The sequence below is a fragment of the Pedococcus sp. P2_F6 genome (assembly GCF_056403675.1).
In genome coordinates this window covers 21,162-38,913 of the sequence record NZ_JBFUEZ010000002.1, presented here as the reverse complement: position 1 = coordinate 38,913, position 17,752 = coordinate 21,162, and the positions used below count along the sequence as shown (strand labels likewise).

Below are 17,752 nucleotides of genomic sequence, written 5' to 3'. Positions count from 1 at the left end.
GCGACGGGTCAGCCGGACCGGCCGGGCTGTTCGGCGTCGTCCTGGGTGAGGGCGGCTTCCGCTCCGTCGAGCCAGGTGCTGCAGTGCGCTGCCAGTGCCTCACCGCGCTGCCACAGGCGCATGCTCTCCTCGAGCCCGAGCTGTCCACCCTCGAGCTGGGCGACCACGTCGATGAGCTCGTCGCGCGCCTGCTCGTAGGACAGCTCCGCCACGTCGTCGAAGGCACTGTCCGTCTCGAGGGCACTGTCCGTCTCGACGGCACCGTCGCTCCCGACGGTGCCGTCGCTCTCGACGGCGGCCGCCGTCGCCTTGTCTGCTCCCTTGGCCATGGTGAAGGAGCCTAACCGGAGGAGTCCGGGAGCCCGACGACGCTCGCCGCGAAGTCACCACGAGCCACCCGAACCCGCAGCACCTCGTTGACCGTCACGTCGGCCTGGTCCATGACCACGCGTCCGTCGCGGTGCTGCACCACGGCATACCCGCGCTCGAGTGTGGACAACGGCGACAGGGTCCGCACCTGGGCTCGGAGGTGGGCGATCTGGTCGGTGGCGCGGTGCACGGACGCGAGCACGCGGCGGTGCGCGCGGTCGGTGAGTGCGTCCAGCTCCTGGCGGCGGGCGTCGATCATCGCGGCGGGCCGTGCCATCACGGGGCGGGAGCGCAGGGCGATGAGGTGCCTGCGCTCGCTGGCGATTCGCGCGTGCAGTGCGCGTCGTCCGCGGTCGCGGGAGTGGCGTACGCCATGGCGTTCGGCCTGCGCATCGGGTACCACCCGCTTGCCCGCGTCGGTCGGTGTCGAGGCGCGCCAGTCCGCGACGTGGTCGAGCAGGGGGGTGTCGACGTCGTGGCCGATCGCCGAGACCACCGGCGTGCGGGCCGCGGCGACGGCGCGGACCAGGGCCTCGTTGCTGAACGGCAGGAGGTCCTCGACCGACCCGCCGCCGCGGGCGATGACGATGACGTCCACCTCGGGGTCGGCGTCGAGCTCCTGCAGGGCCGCCATCACCTCCTGCACCGCCGAACCACCCTGGACGGCGACCTCGCGGATCGCGAACCGGACCGTCGGCCAGCGCCGGCGCGCGTTCTCGACGACGTCCTTCTCGGCGGCACCGGCCCGGCCGCAGATGAGGCCGACGGTGCGTGGCAGGAACGGCAGCGGGCGTTTGCGGTCGGCGTCGAACAGTCCCTCCGAGGCGAGGGTTCGCTTGAGGTGCTCGACGCGCGCGAGGAGCTCGCCCACCCCGACGGGCCGGATCTGGCGGGCGTCGAGCATGAGCGAGCCGCGCTGGGTCCAGAACACCGGCTTGGCCTGGAGCACGACACGGGCGCCCTGGGTCAGCGGGGTCGGCATCGCGTCGAGGGCGTTGACCTGGATCGCGACCGACAGCGACATGTCGACGTCGGGGTCGCGCAGGGTGAGGTAGGCGGTGCGCTGGCCCGGTCGGCGGGTGAGCTGGACGACCTGGCCCTCGACCCAGAGGACCGACATCTTCTCGACGTACTCGGCGATGCGCATGCTCAGCAGGCGCACCGGCCACGGCGACTCGGCCGAGGTGTCTGCGGCCTTCTCGGGCAGCGCCGGTCGCTGTTCTGGGCCGCTCACGCCGCTCACTCTAGGACGTGGCCACCGACAATCCTTCGGGTATGCCGCGTGGTGACCACGCCGCGTACCCTCACCGGCGATTGGGGTGCCGTGCGGAGGCAACCTACGATGGACCCATGACTGACGCCACGGAACGACCCACCAAGCGCGTGCTGCTCGCGGCCCCGCGGGGGTACTGCGCCGGCGTCGACCGGGCCGTCGTGACCGTGGAGAAGGCCCTCGAGCTGTACGGCCCGCCCGTGTACGTGCGCAAGGAGATCGTGCACAACAAGCACGTGGTCACGACACTGGAGAAGCGCGGCGCGATCTTCGTGGAGGAGACCGACGAGGTGCCCGAGGGCGCCACGGTCATCTTCTCGGCGCACGGCGTCGCCCCGGTGGTCCACGAGGAGGCCAAGGCCCTCAACCTCAAGACCATCGACGCGACCTGCCCCTTGGTGACCAAGGTGCACCGCGAGGCGGTGCGGTTCGCCAGCGACGACTTCGACATCCTGCTCATCGGCCACGAGGGGCACGAGGAGGTGGTCGGCACCTCGGGTGAGGCGCCCGAGCACATCACGCTCGTCGACGGGCCCGATGACGTGGCCAACGTGACCGTCCGCGACCCCGACAAGGTCGTCTGGCTGTCGCAGACCACCCTGTCGGTCGACGAGACCATGGAGACGGTGCGCCGGCTGCGGGAGCGCTTCCCCTCGCTGCAGGACCCGCCCAGCGACGACATCTGCTACGCCACCCAGAACCGCCAGCTCGCCGTCAAGCAGATGGCTCCCGACTGCGACCTGATGATCGTCGTGGGCTCCCGCAACTCCTCGAACTCCGTGCGCCTCGTCGAGGTCGCCCTGGAGCACGGCTCCAAGGCGGGGCACCTCGTGGACTACGCCGACGAGATCGACGAGACGTGGCTCGAGGGCGTGGCCACCGTGGGTGTCACGTCCGGCGCCTCCGTCCCCGAGCTGCTCGTCCGTGACGTGCTGACCTACCTGGCGGAGCGCGGCTACGCCGATGTCGCGCCGGTGGTCGCAGCCGAGGAGAGCCTGCTGTTCTCGCTGCCCAACGAGATCCGGCGCGACCTCAAGGCCCGCGGCCTGAGCGACAAGATGCGCCACGACGCGGCGTTCGAAGAGGCCGGCTCGCTCCACTGATGTCGAGCTGACCAAGGGCTTGGTCGCGTCCCAGGTGGCGCACGAGGAACGACCGGGCAGCGAGAGGTCGGTCACGACGCGCGCTGTCCAGCACGATGGTGACCACGAGATGGACCCGGCGCGGGTACCGTCTGAGCCATGATCGGCCTGACGAGTGCGCGAACGCGGCTGACGCAGCGGCTCGTCGCCCGGGCCACGGGTGGCGGGCCCGTCGACCTCACGAGCCTGGAGGCCGTCCCACGCCGGCTCCTGCGACCGTTGCGACGGTCGGGGCTGGACCCCGTCCACCGCATCGGCTCCTCGGCCCCGGACCCCGTGCACCGGCTGGCGCACATGTTCGGCATGAACATCTGGCTCGTGTCGGGCCAGGAAGAGGTCAAGGCCGTGCTGGCCGACCAGCGACGGTTCAGCAACGACATCCGGCCCTACGTCGGTGCGGCCGGGGCGAGTGTCGGTGGGCTCGGGTTCACCGACCCACCCGAGCACACCCGGTTGCGGACCCTGCTCACCCCTGAGTTCACCATGCGCCGGATCAACCGGCTGACGCCTCGCATCGAGGCGATCGTCGACGAGCAGCTCGACCAGATGGAGGCCGGCGGCCCGGTCGTCGACCTCGTCGAGCGGTTCGCGTTCCCGATCCCGTTCCTCGTGATCTGTGAGCTGCTCGGACTGCCGGCCGAGGACCGCGCGCGGTTCATGACCCTCAGCCACGCCAGGTTCGACGTGACGGCCGGCGGCGCGGGCGCCTTCGGTGCCATCTCGCAGAGCCAGGTGTTCCTCCTCGACGCCACCCGCAAGCAGCGGGCTGACCCGGGCGACGGTCTGCTGGGCCGGATCCTCGCCGCAGTGGGCGACGAGGTCGGCGACGAGGAGGTTGCCGGTCTGGCAGACGGTGTCTTCACGGGCGGCTACGAGACGACGGCCAGCATGCTGGCACTCGGCGCACTGGTCCTGCTGCAGGACCGAAAGCACTTCGAGCTGGTCCGCGACGAAGACAGCGCGATCGACCGGGTGGTGGAGGAGATGCTGCGCTACCTCAGCGTCGTCCAGATCGCCTTCCCCCGGTTCGCCAAGGAGGACCTCGACCTCTTCGGCAAGCGGATCCACAAGGGTGACGTCGTGATCGCCGCCCTCAGCCGGGCGGACCGGGACCACCGGGTCGGGCCTGACCTCGGCACCTTCGACCCGAACCGGCCACCGTCGCCCCACGTGGCGTTCGGCTATGGCTTCCACCGTTGCGTCGGCGCCGAGCTGGCTCGCCTGGAGCTGCGGATCGCGTTCCCCAGGCTGCTTCGCCGGTTCCCGGAGCTGGCCCTGACGGTGAAGCCGGAGACCCTGGCGTTCCGCGACAAGTCGATCGTCTATGCGGTGGACTCCCTGCCGGTCCACCTCGGGGCGGCGTCGAGGTCGTCGAAGGCGAGCTGAGGACGCTCCGCGTCGGCGGTGGCCGCCTCGATGAGCTCCATCGCCGTGAGGACCCGGGGCCCCGCCTCGAGCGCCTGGGGGCTGGGCAGCGGCTGCTCGACGATACCTGCCTCGTGCATCCTGCGTGCCGAGACGAGGACGCGCGACTCCAGCGCCCCGACCATCTGGTTGTAGGCCTCGACGGACCTCTGCAGCGCGGTGCCCATCTTCATGGTGTGGCTTCCCAGGGTGCCCAGCCGGTCGTAGAGGTCGCGGCCCAGGGTCATCACCTCCCGCGCGTGGGCCGTGAGGGCGTCCTGCTGCCAGGTGAAGGCGACGGTGCGCAGCAGGGCGAGCAACGACCCGGGGCCGACCAGCACGACCCGTCGGGCCATGGCGTCCTCGTGCAGGGCAGGGTCGGCCGACAGGGCGGCGGCGAGCATCGCGTCGCTGGGCACGAAGCAGACGACCATCTCGGGCGAGTTCTCGAAGGCGGTCCAGTAGTCCTTGGCGGCCAGGGCCGTGACGTGCGACTTCAGGGACGCCGCGTGGGCTCGTAGGAAGGTTGCGCGCTCACTCGCCGACAGGTCCTCCGCCTGGGCCGACAGGAACGCGCCCATCGGCGCCTTGGAGTCGATGACGAGGTACTTGTCCCCGGGCAGCCGCACCACCACGTCGGGGCGCACCTGACGCTGGTGCCGGCTCACGCGGCACACCTGCTCGTCGAAGTCGCACCTCGCGAGCAGCCCCGCGTGCTCGAGGACCCGGCGCAGCTGCACCTCTCCCCATGCACCGCGGACCGTCGAGGAGTTGAGCGAACCGGCCAGTGACTGCGTCTGGCGGCCGAGGGCGGTGGTGGTCTCGCGGACGGCGGCGATCGTGGTCTCGAGGGCGGCGAACTGGCTGGTGCGGTCGCGCTCCAGGGTGCCGACCTGCTGCTCGACCCGGGCCAGGGCGTCGCGCAGGGGGAGCAGTGCCGCTGCTGTCTGCGCGTCGTCGGAGACGGCCGCCTCGAGGTCGACCACGCGCTCGCGCAGCAGGTCGGACTCGGTGCGCGCCGACGCGAGGGCGGCGGCGCCGGAGGTGCGCGCGACCCACCACCCGGCCGCCGCGCCGACGACCAGGCCGAGGATGAGGATGCCCACGAGTTCCATGCGCCGACCTTCCCACCTGGCGCCGACAGCCGTGTCTAGGCTGGCCGGGTGCCCACCCCACACCTGACGGACGGAGACGACCTCAGCCTGCGTGTCATCGAGGACGACGGTGGCCTTGGTGACCACGCCTTCGCGGTCGTGTGGGAGGGCGAGCAGGTGGGGCGCATCGAGGTGATCGAGGACGGTTCGGGGGACGCCGACCTGATCTGGGCGGTCGTCGCGGAGTACCGCGAGGTGGGGATCGTCGAACGCTCCCTTCGCCTCGCCGTCTCCTGGACCTTCGAAACCCTCGATGTGCAGCGGATCGAGGCGCGGGTCGACGATGCCGACCGAGCAGGCGTGCGCGCTGCGCTTCGGGCCGGTCTGCGCAAGGAGGGGGTCGCGCGCGGTGCACTCTCCGGCCCGGGCGACCGCCGCGACACCATGGTCCTGGCCCGGCTGCGCACGGACGCCGCACCCGACAGTCGCGACGGCTTCATCGCGCTGCTCAACTCCTCACTCCCGACCAAGCGCGCCATCGCCCAGGGGGTGCTCCGGGACTCCGAGGGCCGGGTCCTGCTGTGCGAGCTGACCTACAAGGCCGAGTGGGACCTGCCGGGCGGTGTGGTCGACCCATCGGAGTCGCCGGCGCAGTGCGTGGTGCGCGAGGTCAAGGAGGAGCTCGCCATCGACGTGGAGGTCAAGGGACTGCTCGCGGTCAACTGGCTGCCGCCGTGGCGCGGCTGGACCGACGCGACGGTCTTCGTCTTCGACCTCGGGGTCGCACCTGACGACCTCATCGCCCGCACCACGTTGGAACGCCGGGAGATTCGTTCGCTGCACTTCGCGGGCGAAGAGGAGTGGGAGGAACGTGTCGCGCCCTACAACCAGCGCCTGCTCGCCTTCCTCGCCGTCCATGCGGGCCCCACGGCATACCTCGAGGACGGACTCCCGGCCCTGTGAGGTGAGGTCGACCACGTATGCCGCTCGGCAGCCGCCGCTGCGTATGCCGCGCGGCAGCCGCCGCTGCGGCGGCCCGGGGGAGTCCTGGGAGGGCCGTCTCCGTGGCATCGCCGCAGGTCAGAGGGCTCTTCGATGTGCATTGAGGGACTGTGCCCGATAGCCTCACAGGGTCATCGGGCCGGGGAAACCGTCGAACACGGAGTGCACCATGACTGACTCGAGCATGCCGCCGCTGACCGCGGACGACCTGGCCGCCGAGGGCGCCACCGCCCTGCCCGACAAGGAGGTCATCAGCCTCCTGGACCTGAACGCCGACCTCGACATCGGCCTCGACGCCGCGGCCCCCATCGACCTGGCGGTCGCCGCCAACGCCAACGTGGCGGCGCCGATCGACGCCGCGGTGGGCGCGAACGTCCTCTCCGTGGGCTCCGAGGCCCAGGCGCTCGCCGACCAGGGTGTCGTCATCGACCAGGGCATCACCGGCGAGGCCGTGGCGGACGCTGGTCAGGACTCGACCATCGACCAGGCGGCACCGGACGCCGCAGCGGCTGACGCGCCCGTCGACCCGACCACGCCGGCGAGCGGAGCCACGGACGCGGCGGCTCCTGTCACCAGCGACGGTGCGCTCGACGGCGACCTGCTCAACGTCGACGTCGACCTCGCCGCCGACCTCGACCTCGCTGCCCCGATCGCCGGGGCCGTGGCCGCCAACGCCAACGTCGCTGCGCCCATCGACGCCGCGGTCGCCGCCAACATCGGGTCGATCGACTCCGACGCCGCGGCGCTCGCCCAGCAGGACGCGATCATCGTGCAGCACATCGACGCCGACGCGAACGCGACGACCGACCAGTCGTCGGACATCTCCCAGTAGTCGGCGCGGAGTCTTCCTGACGTGACACCTTTCGAGGGCCGAGGGGCCCCCGCTGCACCGGCACCTGCCCCAGACCAGACCCGCGCAGGTACCGCACCCCCACTCTCCGATGGGGGTGCGGTGCCGGTGCGTGCGGACGGAGTGCAGCTCCTCGGCGCGGTGCCCGGGTCTGGCTACCGCGTCGCGCCCGCTCTCGTGCGCCGCGGCGACGGCCAGACGATCCAGCTCACTCCGCTGCTCTACGCCGTGCTGGAGCAGGTGGACGGCCGCCGGTCGCTGGCAGAGGTGGCCGAGGCAGTGGGAGAGGCCGTCGGTCGTCAGGTCTCCGCCGCGGACGTCGAGACGCTGTGTGACAGCAAGCTGCGCACCCTCGGGCTCCTCACGAAGGTCGACGGCTCGGACCCGGAGGTGCGCCGCTCGAACCCGTTGCTCGCGCTGCGGTTCAAGTACGTCGTCTCGGACCCGGAGGCGACCAGGCGAGTCACCGCGCCGTTCGCCCTGCTCTTCGCGCCCGTCGTCGTGGTGGTCCTCGTGGTCGCCTTCTTCGCGGTGTGCGGCTGGGTGCTGCTCCACAAGGGACTCGCGTCGGCCACCCATCAGGCCTTCGACCAGCCGGCCCTGCTGCTGGCGGTCTTCGCCCTGACCGTCGTCTCCGCTGGCTTCCACGAGTTCGGGCATGCCGCAGCAGCCCGCTACGGCGGGGCCACACCGGGGGCGATGGGCACTGGCCTGTACCTCGTCTGGCCGGCGTTCTACACCGACGTGACCGACAGCTATCGCCTGGGTCGCGCTGGGCGGGTCCGCACCGATCTCGGCGGCCTCTACTTCAACGCGATCGTCGCGGTCGCGATGTTCGGTGTGTGGTGGGCCACCGGATGGGATGCCATCCTCCTGATCATCGCGACGCAGGTGCTCCAGATGGTGCGCCAGCTGGCGCCGCTCGTGCGCTTCGACGGCTACCACGTCCTGGCCGACCTCACAGGGGTGCCCGACCTCTACCACCGGATCAAGCCCACCCTTGTGGGCCTGCTTCCCCGGCACTGGAACGACCCGGAGGCCACGGTGCTCAAGCCGTGGGCCCGGGCGGTCGTCACCCTGTGGGTGGTCGTCGTCGTGCCGCTGCTGCTGTTCTCCCTCGTGATGATGGTCCTGAGCTTCCCTCGGGTGGCGGGGACCGCGTGGGCGTCCGTCGGTCGGCAGTGGGCGCGGCTGGAGACCCAGCTCGGAGACGGCGACCTGCTCGCCGTGCTGGTGCGGGCGCTGTCCATCGTCGCCATCGCCCTGCCCGTCCTCGGTGTTGTCTTCATCGTCACCCGGGTCGTGCGGCAGGTCGTCGCGGGCACGTGGCGGGCCACGGAGGAACGTCCGGTGCGGCGTGCCCTCGCCGGCGTGGTCGCGCTGGCAGTGGTGGCCGGGCTCGCCTGGTCCTGGTGGCCGCAGCCGGGCACCTACCGGCCCGTCCAGGCCTACGAGCGGGGAACGTTGGCCGACGCGGTCTCGAGCACGCTTCGGTCGGGAGTGCCCGCCACGCTGCAGGAAGGTCGAGAGGGTGCCGGGCAAGCGGTCTGGCCGCAGGGGGCCGCCCTGCCGACGGCCGAGGAACCGGAGCTGGCCGTGGTCATGGTGCCGCGGAGCGGTCAGGCCCAGGCCGGCGAGGAGCCGCCGACCTGGGTCTTCCCGTTCAACCGACCGTTGCCGCCCGGTGAGGGCGGCAACCAGGCCATGGCCGTGAACACCACAGACGGGTCCACGCTCTACGACGTGGCCTTCGCCCTCGTCTGGGCGGACCGCGACACGGTGGCCAACACCAACGAGGCCTACGCCCTGGCGTCCTGCGCGGGGTGCCAGACGGTGGCCGTGGCCTTCCAGGTCGTCCTCGTCCTCGGGAATGCCCACGTCGTCGTGCCGGAGAACGTCGCGGCTGCCGTCAACTACAGCTGTGTCCAGTGCGTCACCGCGGCGCTCGCGACGCAGCTCGTGGTGACCCTCTCCGGTCCGCTCACCGAGCAGAGCAGCGCCGACCTCGGCGAGCTGTGGAAGGAGATCGCGGCCTTCGGAGAGTCCATCAGGGGCGTCCCGCTCAGCGAGCTTCAGGATCGGCTCACTGAGTACGAGCGACAGATCCTGGCGATCGTCCAGCAGGACCCGGCCTGGGTTGCCCCGGCCGGGAGCAACCCGTCGAGTCCGACCGCGCCCTCGACGGGCACCTCGTCCGCCACCTCGCCGTCAGGAGGCCCGGCCGGCACGGTGTCCCCGACCGCCGGACCCACGGGGTCGACCGGCAGCCCGTCGTCGTCGAGCACGTCCACTGGCCCGGAGGGCTCGACGAGCCCGACGGACAGCACGAACCCGACGGCCCCCTCGTCCGAACCCTCGCCGACTGCGTCAGCGGCCCCTGCGGACGTGGCGGAGGCCACGGCCACGCCCTGACGGGCGGCTGCGCGGCATACCCTCCAGTGACGTCAGGTATGCCGCGCGGCGCACGGATGGGAGCAGCGAATGGTCAACGGGGCCAGCGAGTTCGACACAGGGACAGCGGTTTCGGCACGGGTGGGGGAGCCTGGGGCCTACGACGCCGCCCTCGGCGAGGGCTGGCGGATCGGTGGGGGAGTCAACGGCGGGGTGCTGCTCGCCATCGCCGGCCGCGCCCTGGCCGCTGAGCTCGGGACAGCGGACGGCGACCGCCCCGCGCACCCGGACCCCCTGGCGATCAGCGCCTACTACCTGACACCCGGTGTCCCGGGCCCGGCGACGGTGCGCACCTCGATCGTGCGTCGCGGACGTGCGGTGTCGACCGGCCAGGCGTCCCTGCTCCAGGACGACGGCTCGGGGGGCGAGGTCGAGCGGGTCCGGTTCCTCGCGACCTATGGCGACCTGGAGTCCGTCGACGGCGACCTCACGACGTCAGCCCAGCCACCGGAGCTGCCTCCGCCGGACCAGTGTGTCTCCGCCGCGCAGGCGCCGCCCGACTTCCTCAAGCACGCGTCACTGCTCGAACGCCTCGACATGCGGCTCGACCCAGCCACCACGGGCTGGGCCGTCGGCCAGCCGTCGGGCAACGGCGTGATCCGGGGCTGGCTGCGCATGGCCGACGGCCGCGAGCCGGACCCAATGCTGCTGCTCCTGGCCGTCGATGCGCTTCCTCCGGTGGCGTTCGAGCTCGGGCTGCCGGGTTGGACCCCGACGCTCGAGCTGACCGCCCACGTGCGCGCGCGGCCAGCTCCGGGGTGGCTCAGGGTCAGCCTGACGAACCGGACGCTGGCTGGAGGCTTCCTCGAGGAGGACGCGGAGGTCTGGGACAGCGAGGGTCGGCTGGTGGCACTCTCGCGCCAGCTCGCCCGGGCGACGCCCCCGAAGGCCGGCTGACCGGCATACCCCTGCCCTTGCGTGGTCGGTCGGCGTGCGGGGCGCCGGTAGACTCTCGGCCTCGTGGCCCTCACTATCGGAATCGTCGGACTGCCCAACGTCGGCAAGTCCACGATGTTCAACGCCCTGACCAAGAACAACGTGCTCGCCGCGAACTACCCGTTCGCGACCATCGAGCCGAACGTCGGGGTCGTCCCCCTGCCCGACGCGCGACTGCAACGGCTGGCCGAGATCTTCAGCTCCGAGCGGATCCTGCCTGCGACGGTGTCGTTCGTCGACATCGCGGGGATCGTGCGCGGCGCCTCGGAGGGTGAGGGGCTGGGCAACAAGTTCCTCGCCAACATCCGCGAGGCCGACGCCATCTGCCAGGTGGTCCGCGCGTTCGAGGACGGCGACGTCGTCCACGTCGACGGCAAGGTCTCGCCCGCGTCCGACATCGAGACCATCCACACCGAGCTGATCCTCGCCGACCTGCAGACCCTCGAGAAGGCCGTGCCGCGCCTCGAGAAGGAGTCGCGGATCCAGAAGGAGAAGAAGGCGTCGTTCGACAACGCCGTGCTCGCCCAGAAGGTGCTCGAGGAGGGCAACACGCTGTATGCCGCGGGCGCGGCTGCCGGTGTCGACCTCGCCGAGGCGCGGAGCCTGGGCCTGCTCACGACCAAGCCGTTCATCTACGTCTTCAACCTCGACGAGGACCAGCTGGCCGATGCCGAGCTGCACGCCTCGCTGCGTGAGCTCGTGGGACCGGCGGACTCGGTGTTCCTCAACGCCAAGCTCGAGGTCGACCTCATGGAGATGGAGCCCGACGAGGCCATGGAGATGCTGGAGTCCTTCGGCGCGGAGGAGTCCGGGCTCACGCAGCTGGCTCGCACCGGGTTCCACACCCTCGGCCTGCAGACCTACCTGACGGCCGGTCCGAAGGAGTCCCGCGCCTGGACGATCGGGCAGGGCTGGACGGCGCCTCAGGCCGCAGGGGTCATCCACACGGACTTCCAGCGCGGCTTCATCAAGGCCGAGATCGTCTCGTTCGAGGACCTGGACGCCACTGGCTCCATGGCCGCGGCCAAGGCTGCCGGCAAGGTGCGCATCGAGGGCAAGGACTACGTCATGTCCGACGGCGACGTAGTGGAGTTCCGCTTCAACGTGTAGCGCATCTGTGCAGGTCCGTCGCTGAGCTGACCCCCGGCGCTCGGTCGCGAGCACAGTCACCGTGGTGGCGACGTCCCTCACGCAAAATACGCCAAACGCGCGATGACAAGGCTCACCCGGGCATGGAGAGTCGAAGCGTGGGCAAACGCAGTTCACGCCTGTGCAACCGCACCGCACTGGGCTCAGGTGGCGGGAACGGCCACGCGGGCTTGCGCGGGTGCATGGTCGGCCGCCCACCGACTGGTGTCCACCGTGAACGGTGAGCGGCGGGTGCCGGAGGCCGAAGATCTCATACCTTCGGGATCTTCCGGCGTCATGGAAGGCGGCAACCCCAAGGTCACTGCCCATGTCACCGTCTGCCCCTCGGGGTTGAACCCCGACGGAACCGCGCTCTTCGACGACATGCATGACGTGCTCACCGAGAAGAGAGCCGAGCCGCACTTCCTCTACGACCCCGTCACGGACCGGCTGGGTCAGTACTTCCCGCTCGACCGGTCTGCGCGGGCGCTGTCGAACGAGCTCAACCCTGACTTGACCGTGAAGCGTCGCACCAACGGGTCCGGGCTCGTCAACATCCAGATCGAGTTCATCGCCTGGCCGGGCCCGATCACCGACGCCCACGGCGTCACGACGCAACACGCGGTCTTCACGGACGAGTGGAAGCCAGGACCCGGCTACCGGGCCATGATGCGCGCGATCCACTCCTGGGGAGTTCCGGACCAGTGGAACGGCCGACTCTCGAAGACGCAGTTCGACCCCGTGCCGCGGACGTGGGCCAACTACAGCAGGGCCGGGTGGTTCGGCCACTGCCAGGTGCCCGGCAACGACCACTGGGACCCCGGCGACATCGACCAAGCCGCCATTTTCGCGGCAGCAGACGCCATGTTTATCGCAGCACAGGAGGATGACGTGAAACCCGAAGAGCTGATGGACTTCGACACGGTCCCGTCGCCGATGTTCCCGGACAACCCGACCGTCAGCGTGCGCTCCGCGCTCAAGTTCGCCATGCAGTGGTCCCTCGCGGGCCGCAACGCCGCGCAGGCCGCTGCCCGCGATGCGGCGTCGGGACTCGAGATCATCAAGGCCCTTGCTGCGGCACAGAGCAACCAGCTCACCGAGGCCGAGATCGAGGCCGCGGCCGAACGCGGTGCCCGCAAGGCGGTGGAGGAGGGCAATGGCCCTGTCTGATGCGCTCCGTGAGGAGTACAACGAGCTCTTCGCGTCCTGCACCGTCCGCGCTGCACGGGTGGCCACGATCGACGCGGTCGCCGACCGGGCGGTCGCGAACCAGAGCCGCTATGAAGCTGTCGCCAACAAGGTCGGAACCCCTTGGTACGTCGTGGCGGCCATCCACAGCCTCGAGTCGGGCCAGAGCTTCAACGGCCACCTGCACAACGGAGATCCGCTGACCGCCCGGACGGTCCAGTTTCCACCGGGCCGACCGACTCATGGCAACCCTCCCTTCACCTGGGAGGAGAGCGCCGAGGATGCCCTGAGGGGCCACGGTTTCCATGAGGTCGGTACCTGGACGGTCCCCGTGTTGCTCTTCAAGCTCGAGGAGTACAACGGCTTCGGCTATCGCGACTTTCATCCCGAGGTCCTCTCGCCGTACCTCTGGAGCTTCACCAACCACTACACCCGCGGCAAGTTCGTGTCGGACGGCAACTTCAGTGCCACGGCGGTCTCCGAGCAGTGTGGTGGCTTGGCGCTGCTCAAGCGGATGCTCGACCGACAGCTGATCCCGCCTGCGGACGCGGCTGGCATCTTGGCAGTCGAGGTCGACACGACCCCAGAGGAGCTGATGGACTTCGACACCGTCCCGTCGCCGATGTTCCCGGACAACCCGACCGTCAGCGTGCGCTCCGCGCTCAAGTTCGCCATGCAGTGGTCCCTCGCAGGCCGCAACGCGGCGCAGGCCGCTGCCCGCGATGCGGCGTCCGGACTCGAGATCATCAAGGCCCTTGCTGCGGCACAGAGCAACCAGCTCACCGACGCCGAGATCCAGGCCGCGGCCGAACGCGGTGCCCGCAAGGCGCTGGATGCCGAGGACCCACCCGCCTGACTCACACCTCGAGGACCTTGAGCTGGTTGGTCCAGAGCCGGCCGAAGGCGAAGAGCTGCAGGGTGAACAGCAAACCTGCAGGTCAGGCCCGAGTAAATCGTCGGTCGTCTCCGGTGTGGCAGCCGGATCCTCGTCACTTGGGGCACTAGACCAAGCGTGTGAGCACCCAGATCCACCGCAAGCAGCACCCGGGCGAGGTCCGCCTTCCCGCAGCCCTGGCGGTCCTCGTGGCCATCAGCCTCTACGCAGCCTTGCCTGCGGGACTGGTGCTCGGCCCGCGCCTTGCCGTGCCCGTGCTCGAAGCGGTGCTGTTCATCCCGCTCGTGGCCGCCAACCCGCGCCGGATGACCCGTGACAACCGCTGGCTGCGCAGGGTCTCGATCGCGTTGGTGCTGCTCATCGCCGCGACGAACGCCGGTTCCCTGGTCCTGCTCGTGCGAGCCCTGGTGGGCGGAACCGCCGAGGATGGACCCGGACTGCTGCTCGCCGCTGGTCAGGTGTGGCTGACCAACGTCCTGGTCTTCGCGCTCGCCTACTGGGAGCTGGACCGCGGCGGTCCGGTCAAGCGCACGCAGACCGCACGGCCGGGCCTTCCGGTGGCGGACTTCCGCTTCCCGCAGGACGAGGACCACGACGCGATCTACGAGGTGGCCGCCCGCTCGGCGGCCAAGTCGGGGTGGGTGCCGGGGTTCGTCGACTACCTGTACGTCTCGGTGACGAACTCCTCGGCGTTCAGCCCGACGGACACCATGCCGCTGTCGCCGCGCGCCAAGATGTTGATGGCACTCGAGTCGGTCTCCGCCCTCATGCTGTCGGTGCTCGTCATCGCGCGCGGGGTCAGCCTGCTGAAGTAGGGGCTGCGCGGGCGTCGCCGTCGCGAGTCCGGTCAGGTTTGGATCGTCTGTTTGGGCAGGATTGTCCCGTTCGGTCCACGAGGATGTCGGCCCCGCCTAGCGTTGCGGCATTGCCACCTCGCCGAGCGAAAGTGCCTGTCCCGCCTCATGATCCGCCGTCCTGACCTCCACTGGCCCACCGCTGCCGGTGCACTCTTGACGGCGCTTGTCGTGTCGGCCTGCGGCCCGGCGGTTGCCGACTCGCTGAGCCCCGACACCTCAGCGGGGCCGGCGTCTGCGTCCGCAACGCCGACCGTCGCCGTCGCCGCCTCCTCGTCGTCAGCGACCTCGAGCACCGAGCCGCCAACGGCGCAGACGCCCGCCGCAGGCCTCCTCCCGACGGACCCCACCCCGAGGGCCACCCCGCAGGCCACGCCCACGCCGAGCAGGACCGTCCGACCCGGCACCGCGGTCACCACGCTGGCCACGCTGGTCATCAAGGGACGAGCGCCCAGGACCGGCTACGACCGTGCCCGCTTCGGCCAGGCCTGGGCCGATGTCGACCGCAACGGCTGCGACACCCGCAACGACATCCTTCGCCGCGACCTCGAGCGCTTCACCCTCAAGGCCGGCACCCACGGCTGCCTCGTCCTCATGGGCACGCTGAACGACCCCTACACCAGCTCCACGATCAGCTTCGTCCGCGGGCAGGGCACCTCGAACGCCGTCCAGATCGACCACGTCGTCGCCCTGTCGGACGCCTGGCAGAAGGGCGCCCAGCAGTGGTCGCTGACCCGGCGGACAGCCTTCGCCAACGACCCGCTCAACCTGCTCGCCGTCGACGGGCCCACGAACCTGCGCAAGGGTGACGGAGACGCCGCCACCTGGCTGCCGCCGCGCAAGGCCACCCGCTGCGCCTACGTGGCCCGCCAGATCGCGGTGAAGCACCGCTACGGACTGACGGTGACCACCGCGGAGCGGGACGCCATGGTGCGGGTGCTCACGGCCTGTCCCGGGCAGCCACTGCCCAAGGCTGGGGCCATCCCGCTCGGCGGTGGCCGCGAGCAGGCTGCCCCGACACCCAGCCGGACCACCACCCCCGAGCCCTCCACCTCCGGCGGCACCGACCCCAGGTTCGGCACCTGCCGCGAGGCCAACGCGGCAGGCTACGGCCCCTACCGCAGCGGCATCGACCCCGAGTACGGCTGGTACCAGGACCGCGACCACGACGGGATCGTCTGCGAACGGTGACGTCACCACCGGACGCCACCCGACGTGGGGACTCTGGCAGATTGGGTCCATGACCGTCTCGGTGCCCGTGGGGTGTCGCGTGTGGGTCCTGCTCGAGGGCGCCAGCGACGCGGCGGCCGTGCGGGTGGTGGCCGAGCGCTCGGGGGTCAGCCTCGCGGACGAGGGCATCCAGCTGGTCGACATGCACGGGGCCACCAACATCCGGCGGCATCTGCTGGCCGCGGCCGAAGCCGCCGACAGCCCGCGCGTGCTGGGCATGTGCGACGCCCCCGAGGCGCGCTTCTTCGTCCGCGCGCTTCGACGAGTCGGGTGTGCCGTCGCGACCGTGGACGAGCTCCCGTGGTGGGGCTTCCAGGTCTGCGACCGCGATCTCGAGGACGAGCTGATGAGAGACCTGGGCGAGCACGGTCTCCGCACCCTGCTGGACGACCTCGGCCTCACGCAGCGGTTCGCCATGCTCACCCAGCAGCCCGCCTGGGTGTCCGGGAGCTTCCACGAACAGGTGCACCGGTTCGCCGGTGCGGCATCCGGACGCAAGGAGCTCATGGCGGCCGCGATGGCGGCGACGCTGGACATGGCTGCGCTGCCCACCCCCCTCGCCGGCCTGATCGAGGCACTGACCGGCGCCGGGCCGACGTTCGAGCAGCTCCGTGGTGCGCCCCCGGACCAGTTCGGCGACCGGCTTGCCGACCGGCTCGGCGACTGACGCCGGAGTCCCGTCTGCCCGCCAGACCGCCCGGGTGAGGTCCACAGCAACCCCACAGCGGCGGCATACCGGGGCCGGAGCCCGACCACCGAGGGTGGAGCCATGACCACCGCAGCCGCCACCCTCCGTCCCGTGCCCCTCACGTCAGCCGCCGTGCGTCCGGTGTCCTTCCGTCAGCGCAGCCATCGCCTCGCAGCCACCGCCCTCGTCCTGGCCGGGCTGTCCATCCCCCTCACGGGGACGGGCAGGGCAGTCGGCGCCACCCACGCCCCCGCCCAGGTCAAGGTCGCCGCCGTCGCCGATGCCGTCGTCGGAGCCGTCGCCACCGGCAAGCACGATGTGTAGACGCCGAAGCGACGACGCCCTCGTGGGGCGCCGCCGCTTCGGCGAAAAAGGTGCGGGATCAGCCGGCGTGGCTCACTCCGAACTCGGTGAGCAGCCAGGTCTGGACGACGGGGATGTCAATCCGCTGGAGGCCACCGAGGTAGCGGCAGTTGTTCGTGTAGCCGTAGCTCGTCACCGTCACCTGGTAGCCACCGTTGAACGACGGGCCTCCGGAGTCACCGAAGCAGGTGCCACCGCCACCACGCGGGTCGTTCTCGTTGCCGTTGACCTGCAGGACCTGCGGCGTGAGCTTCTGGCCCACCTCGTCGGTGACCCGACGCACGATCGGGTAGGACATCGGCGTCGGCTTCTGCGGACCGCTGGCGGCCTGACGCGCCTCGGTGCCGTAGCCGACCGCCGTGAACAGCGTCTTGTTCAGCACGTTGGGCGTGTACTTGTCGAGGTAGTTCGTCGGGGCGATGGTGGCTGGCACGATTCCGGTCACTGGGGCGTCGAGCACGATGACCCCGACATCGTTCCAGTTCCTGAGGTCGGTGAAGTTCGAGTAGCCCGGGTGGGTGTGCGCAGTGCCGCTGAGGTAGCCCGCGGCCGCGAGCTCCGCGGAGGTGTAGCCCGCGGCAGTGTCGGCTGCGATGGGAAGCGGCGACGGCGGCGCCTCTGCCACGACGGACTTGAACGTGACAAGGGTCTTGCCGACGGTCCCGTCGGTGCAGTGCGCGGCGGTGACCAGCACCGTCGGTGAGACGAGGGTGGCGCTGCAGCGGAACCGTCCGGTCCCGTCGTAGAACGCGATCATGCCCACGTTCGGGTGGGCGTTGCCGTCGAGGTCGCCCCCGGTGATGGCTGATGCGGCGAGGGTCGTGCCCCCGACCATGGCGGTGGTGATGCCGAAGACGGCCAGTGCGCGGCGAAGCTTCATGCGGA

The 17,752-nt window shown here is 70.7% G+C and carries 17 protein-coding genes; 13 read left to right on the top strand and 4 right to left on the bottom strand.

What is annotated here, in order from left to right:
- Window positions 1-8 precede the first annotated feature (8 nt).
- Together AC1DWP_RS05550 and xseA are read right to left on the bottom strand one after the other, a co-directional pair.
- Complete coding sequence (locus AC1DWP_RS05550) at window positions 9-329, bottom strand: exodeoxyribonuclease VII small subunit (RefSeq protein ID WP_477613476.1); 321 nt, start codon at window positions 327-329, stop codon at window positions 9-11.
- An 11-nt stretch (window positions 330-340) separates the two neighbouring features.
- Window positions 341-1,603 carry an exodeoxyribonuclease VII large subunit gene (gene xseA / locus AC1DWP_RS05545; RefSeq protein ID WP_477613475.1) on the bottom strand — a complete coding sequence of 421 codons (1,263 nt, stop codon included), beginning with the start codon at window positions 1,601-1,603 and terminating at the stop codon, window positions 341-343.
- A 116-nt stretch (window positions 1,604-1,719) separates the two neighbouring features.
- On the opposite strand from xseA, the gene AC1DWP_RS05540 reads away from it, so the two are divergent.
- Window positions 1,720-2,745 (top strand): 4-hydroxy-3-methylbut-2-enyl diphosphate reductase, encoded by a 1,026-nt coding sequence (locus AC1DWP_RS05540; protein WP_477613474.1) that lies wholly within the window; start codon window positions 1,720-1,722, stop codon window positions 2,743-2,745.
- Between the two features lie 138 nt (window positions 2,746-2,883).
- The gene (locus tag AC1DWP_RS05535; protein WP_477613473.1) at window positions 2,884-4,170 is read left to right on the top strand and encodes a cytochrome P450; all 1,287 of its coding nucleotides are present in this window, start codon (window positions 2,884-2,886) and stop codon (window positions 4,168-4,170) included.
- Here the strand turns inward: AC1DWP_RS05535 and AC1DWP_RS05530 are convergent.
- Window positions 4,107-5,303 (bottom strand): DNA recombination protein RmuC, encoded by a 1,197-nt coding sequence (locus AC1DWP_RS05530; RefSeq protein WP_477613472.1) that lies wholly within the window; start codon window positions 5,301-5,303, stop codon window positions 4,107-4,109. The genes AC1DWP_RS05535 and AC1DWP_RS05530 overlap by 64 nt on opposite strands.
- Window positions 5,304-5,351: 48 nt before the next feature.
- On the opposite strand from AC1DWP_RS05530, the gene AC1DWP_RS05525 reads away from it, so the two are divergent.
- The 11 genes from AC1DWP_RS05525 to AC1DWP_RS05475 all read left to right on the top strand — a co-directional run bounded on the left by AC1DWP_RS05525 (window position 5,352) and on the right by AC1DWP_RS05475 (window position 16,828).
- Window positions 5,352-6,245: an NUDIX hydrolase gene (locus AC1DWP_RS05525; protein WP_477613471.1), complete on the top strand. Its 894-nt coding sequence runs from the start codon at window positions 5,352-5,354 to the stop codon at window positions 6,243-6,245.
- Between the two features lie 208 nt (window positions 6,246-6,453).
- Window positions 6,454-7,116, top strand: coding sequence for a peptidoglycan-binding protein (locus tag AC1DWP_RS05520; RefSeq protein WP_477613470.1), 663 nt, complete (start codon window positions 6,454-6,456; stop codon window positions 7,114-7,116).
- Between the two features lie 120 nt (window positions 7,117-7,236).
- Window positions 7,237-9,546, top strand: coding sequence for a zinc metalloprotease (locus tag AC1DWP_RS05515; protein WP_477613469.1), 2,310 nt, complete (start codon window positions 7,237-7,239; stop codon window positions 9,544-9,546).
- A gap of 69 nt (window positions 9,547-9,615) precedes the next feature.
- On the top strand, window positions 9,616-10,482 hold the full coding sequence (locus tag AC1DWP_RS05510; RefSeq protein WP_477613468.1) for a thioesterase family protein: 867 nt from the start codon (window positions 9,616-9,618) through the stop codon (window positions 10,480-10,482).
- Window positions 10,483-10,545: 63 nt separating this feature from the next.
- A complete protein-coding gene (gene ychF / locus AC1DWP_RS05505; protein ID WP_477613467.1) occupies window positions 10,546-11,631 on the top strand; it encodes a redox-regulated ATPase YchF in 1,086 nt (361 codons plus the stop codon).
- Between the two features lie 243 nt (window positions 11,632-11,874).
- Window positions 11,875-12,819, top strand: a complete 945-nt coding sequence (locus tag AC1DWP_RS05500) for a hypothetical protein (protein WP_477613466.1) — start codon at window positions 11,875-11,877, stop codon at window positions 12,817-12,819.
- Complete coding sequence (locus AC1DWP_RS05495) at window positions 12,806-13,693, top strand: hypothetical protein (protein WP_477613465.1); 888 nt, start codon at window positions 12,806-12,808, stop codon at window positions 13,691-13,693. The genes AC1DWP_RS05500 and AC1DWP_RS05495 overlap by 14 nt, the downstream gene beginning before the upstream one ends.
- Window positions 13,694-13,851: 158 nt before the next feature.
- Window positions 13,852-14,547, top strand: coding sequence for a hypothetical protein (locus tag AC1DWP_RS05490; protein ID WP_477613464.1), 696 nt, complete (start codon window positions 13,852-13,854; stop codon window positions 14,545-14,547).
- A gap of 195 nt (window positions 14,548-14,742) precedes the next feature.
- Window positions 14,743-15,777 (top strand): GmrSD restriction endonuclease domain-containing protein, encoded by a 1,035-nt coding sequence (locus AC1DWP_RS05485; RefSeq protein WP_477613463.1) that lies wholly within the window; start codon window positions 14,743-14,745, stop codon window positions 15,775-15,777.
- A gap of 49 nt (window positions 15,778-15,826) precedes the next feature.
- Window positions 15,827-16,483 (top strand): TOPRIM nucleotidyl transferase/hydrolase domain-containing protein, encoded by a 657-nt coding sequence (locus tag AC1DWP_RS05480; RefSeq protein WP_477613462.1) that lies wholly within the window; start codon window positions 15,827-15,829, stop codon window positions 16,481-16,483.
- 102 nt (window positions 16,484-16,585) lie between these two features.
- Window positions 16,586-16,828 carry a hypothetical protein gene (locus AC1DWP_RS05475; RefSeq protein WP_477613461.1) on the top strand — a complete coding sequence of 81 codons (243 nt, stop codon included), beginning with the start codon at window positions 16,586-16,588 and terminating at the stop codon, window positions 16,826-16,828.
- Window positions 16,829-16,886: 58 nt separating this feature from the next.
- Here the strand turns inward: AC1DWP_RS05475 and AC1DWP_RS05470 are convergent, their stop codons facing one another.
- Window positions 16,887-17,747: a trypsin-like serine protease gene (locus AC1DWP_RS05470; RefSeq protein ID WP_477613460.1), complete on the bottom strand. Its 861-nt coding sequence runs from the start codon at window positions 17,745-17,747 to the stop codon at window positions 16,887-16,889.
- Window positions 17,748-17,752 lie beyond the last annotated feature (5 nt).